At 44.9% G+C, this 4,314-nt stretch carries 3 protein-coding genes; all 3 read right to left on the reverse strand.

The features are described from left to right. Positions 1-1,403: 1,403 nt before the first annotated feature. The gene (locus tag ACK5JN_RS01710; RefSeq protein WP_416868564.1) at positions 1,404-1,724 is read right to left on the reverse strand and encodes a RhoGAP domain-containing protein; all 321 of its coding nucleotides are present in this window, start codon (positions 1,722-1,724) and stop codon (positions 1,404-1,406) included. A gap of 797 nt (positions 1,725-2,521) precedes the next feature. Further along, positions 2,522-2,866: a RhoGAP domain-containing protein gene (locus ACK5JN_RS01715; protein ID WP_416868566.1), complete on the reverse strand. Its 345-nt coding sequence runs from the start codon at positions 2,864-2,866 to the stop codon at positions 2,522-2,524. Between the two features lie 1,206 nt (positions 2,867-4,072). Next, a partial coding sequence (locus tag ACK5JN_RS01720) for a hypothetical protein (protein WP_416868565.1) occupies positions 4,073-4,314 on the reverse strand: 242 nt, incomplete at its 5' end.

Below are 4,314 nucleotides of genomic sequence, written 5' to 3' on the forward strand. Positions count from 1 at the left end.
CCCCCGAAGAGGTAGGCGTGGTTGAGGAAGAACACTTTGAGCACACGGTGTGAGATCTGCATGGTGGGGGACAGTACGAAGCTCACGTTCTGGTATGTCATCTTGGTGTCCCGTTCCTGTGGGCATGAGCGACAGGTTGACTGTAAGAACGACACGTTAACAGCCAGGCACAGTTTTGTTTGAACCCACTGGCAAGGCGCCTCGAGCTGACTGGGAGCTGTGTGTCTCCCACCATCTGGCAGTCAGTCGTTGGTGAAGAAGTGCCAACCCAAGTGGTTATGAGAGAAGCTAAGGCCGGAGAGGGAAGGAGGAAAGGGAAGAACAAAGGGAGAGAGTGAAAGAAGGAAGGAGGAAGGAAGGAAGCAGGCAGAGAGGAAATGGAGGAAAAAAGGGAGAGGGATAAGAGGAAGGTGGCAGGAAGGAAGGAAAGAGAGGGAAAACGTGGAAGGACAGCAATGGGCAAAAGTGAGGGTGAAAGGAAGGAATGAGAGAGAGGGAAAGGATAGCAAAAGGGAGGAAGGAAGGGAAGGAAAGTGGGACAGAAGGGCAAGGAGTGAGTCTTGGCACAATAACTACAAGTAATGTTAATATAATCAACATGGTACGTCTGCCACTTCTTACACACAGGGATGGCAGCAGGGAAACAATGGCAAGGGATACAGACAATAAATAATTTTCTGCCTGTCTATATCTCTGACACCCGGTTCCCTCAAGGAACTTTCCCCAAGGGGATGGCCACAGCAGTAGTCCAATTTTCTCTCTTCAGGCAATTTCTCTCCGAACATCAATCCCTTCCCTGCCAACCCATCTCTCCAATTGATACTCATCGACACTATTGGTCCACTGTCCCGGTGGTCTCCCCCAATATCATTTTCCTCAATCTTGCTCTCACACACTCTCTGCACCAAGTCATCCTCATGCATTCTTAGTACATGTCCAAACCACATCAGAGTACCACACTTCACCCATTCAGCCACTCCACTCCTCTTATGGATAACAATTTGACAAATAACGAGTCACGTTTCCCAAGATGGGGCAACCGGGGAAAAAACTGAAGAGACCTAGGTTTGCCAAGGTGTGTTCGTAAATTCTTGTGTAGTATTCCAATCAGCAGCCTCGTCAGGAAAAAAACTACTCTGGATAATTGAGCTGAGGTGTGAAACTGAGCCATTGTCAAAATAAAGCCTGATAAACATTCTTCCCTTCGTGGATGACTGCTGGAGGTGTTGTGGGGCACGCCATTCCTAACAGTGACTTCTTACGTATCATTTAGTAGCTGTGTGAACACCTGTATACTGGTACTTGTTATGTGTCTGTGGCGACCAAGGAAGGAATGAGTAAATGAGAACACAATGGTAAAAAATCAGCAATGTGCATGAAATAAGCAGGGTATGTTTGACACTTCATACACACAAGGACAACCTGTATATTATTATTATTATTGTAACTATAGTTGTGGTTACCCTGGCTATGATGTGGCCCATATGCTTGAACATGTACTGAAGCAGCAGGCGGTTGGCGGTGGGTAGGTGGTCGATGAGCTGACGCATGGCCTCGGCACGCTCCCCAGGGTTAGGGATCATCGCCACATCCTCAAAGTGCGGCATCATATCCACCGTCAATACTGGCTCCGGCAACTCCCTGTGGGAGAGACAGAGGTGGCCGTGGTGGGGCAGCGAGGGCAAATGGTAGTAAGTGGTTCTCAGGAGCTGCCACGTGTACACTAAACTGACTGTTTAAAAAAAAGAAATAACAACATTAGCCTTTTCTAGCACCTGAGAAGACTTTACTATACAGCAGTGATAGCCTGTGGGGCTGGCAGCTTACCGTCTGTGCTGTGGCTACTCAAACCCTCAGCACTATTTCACAAAGGTGAAATAGTTAGCAGACAGGAAACTTCCCATGAGACCCAAACACTGTAGAATTTAAATAAGTGGGTTGGATTTTAAATAAATATTAATGGATTTTAAATGGAGGTGGAATGAAAAAAAAGTCTTCACAGCAGTTGCAGGATACCCTGCTGAAACACCCCCTGTGACCACAGCCTGCACCTCAGTCCCAAGACAGGTGAGGCTGGTGGAGGGAATACAGTGTTATTGTACTGAGCATGATACGATCCATCCGAGTCCACTTGTTACTCTTCATCATTATTAGAATATCTTCCACCTTTGTCTGTTCCTTGACCCATAATGCCTGCTTTCTGTCTCTCCATGTTATACTCAGCCTTTCCTCCCCGCTCCTACGTATGCACCTCTCTCGATGACACTGTTAATCCACGCATCTACAGTTGACCCTACATTCTTTGTTATTATTGACTGCTGTGCTTTAGTTACATCACATAATTATAAAGCCAAGTGGTCAATATGCAACTGTTTATGAAATAATAAACGATATTACATGCTGTGGACTGCCTCTTATGGCATGCAGGGGAACACTGAGACAAGCATTTTTACTCCCCACCTAAAAGGTACAAGAATAAGCAAGTATAGCAGGATCAACACACACTAACCTGAGGGAAGAATCAAGATACTCGTGAAGAGTAAAGGACAGAATGAAGAAACTGGGTAACCTTTGCGTTAGAAAGTTGGAAATACTGGAATGAGTCTGAGTAGAAAATCTTGTGCAGTGAAGCGCACGCATGCACACACACACACACACACACACACACACACCTGAGGTACTGTTTGAGGAGGGAGGCGATGACGTGAGGCTCCTGGTCACAGAGTCTGACGGCCTCGCCAGCGTTGTAAAGTCGCCTAAGTTGATGTACTTTGCTCTTGACACCACTCAGGCGGTAGATGCCCTCACAGTGTAGGCCTGAAGATGCACAGATGCTTGATGTATATAGATAGATGGATGGATAGATAGTTTAATGACCACAACACACACTGAAAGAAAAACACACAGAAAAGACTGAAAAAATACAGAAAGCAGCTACAAGGTGGCCTCTCTTCCTCATCCCCTTCCCTTTTGCTTCTCTGCCCTTCCTTGTCCTCTTTCCCTTCCATTCCCTTCAGTTTCCCATTCCTACACACACAGACAGACACACACACACACACAAACACACACAGACACACACACACACTATAAGCTCAAAGCTCTTTCCGGGAGGGTAGTGGCTGGCGATTACGAAGTCCAGCATGTGATCAGACCAGTGGTGAGTTACACACACACACACACTACTAAAATACACAGCTGTAGTTTGGAATCCACATTAAAAGAAATGCAACACACACCTGAACACACCAACAGATGGTTAATGCAGACAGAGAGATAGATAGAAAGACACTGTATATGCCAGATGATGGAAAGCACACAGCTCTCAGTATTGTCAGATGATGTGCAAATGTGTCATGACAGTAAATCTTAAAAAGACCTATGAGGAACTCTGATGAAACCACTTTGACACTACTGCTACCTGCAAAGAAACTAGAATCTCATGTCGCCTTATTTACAATAAAGGAGGCAGTTTAAGGGCAAAACAAAAACAAAAAAAAAGCCTGCAAAACACTGCTCCTACAAAAAAGAAGACAAGACTTCCAAAAAAAGAAGGTCAGTTTAGGCTGGAGATGTGTCTAGATACTCCCCTCTTAAAGTGTTAAAATTGAAAAAAAGAGGAAATATGGAGGAAATACAAAGGATGGACATGGCAACAGCAAGCCATCACACAGCAGCTGTTACCATCTCAGCCCAATCAAGTTTCTCCTCTGGTTGGCACTGATGACAACTAAAACTACATCCTGAAATAACCACATCAGCCTCTCTATGTCTACTGCAGTGTTGGTTCCTTTGCCATCTTCTAGTGGTATTTTTATGCTCACTGGTCTTCAGATTTTGGTAGCTGCATGCCTTCACCCCTCCCATGGCCTTACTGCACATCACTTTCTACTCTAGCTCATCCCTATGCTGTCCAACTTCCTAATGGTAGAGTTAATCAGTATCTTCTTTCCTTAATCCCTTTCACTGGTAAATTCTGGAGGAGCCTTCCCTCGTCTGTATTTCCTGCTTCCTACGACTTCTATGCTTTCAAGAGGATAATATCAAGACACCTCGAGGACCTAAATTGATTACTCTATTGGCTTTTACTGTCATCGTTTTGCAGGAGCAGCGATATACGGTCTTCTTTTGTGTGTCTTTGCTCGCCCCTGACTACCTCCTTTGCTGTAAAAAATGCGGTAGTAGTAGTAGCAGTAGTAGTAGTAGTAGTAGTAGTAGTAGTAGTAGTAGTAGTAGTAGAAATAGTAGTAGTAGTTGTAGTATTAGTAGTAGAAATAGTAGTAGTAGTAGTAGTAGTAGTAGTAGTAGTAGTAGTAG

Source organism: Kluyvera sp. (assembly GCF_047971185.1).
GTDB lineage: Bacteria > Pseudomonadota > Gammaproteobacteria > Enterobacterales > Enterobacteriaceae > Kluyvera.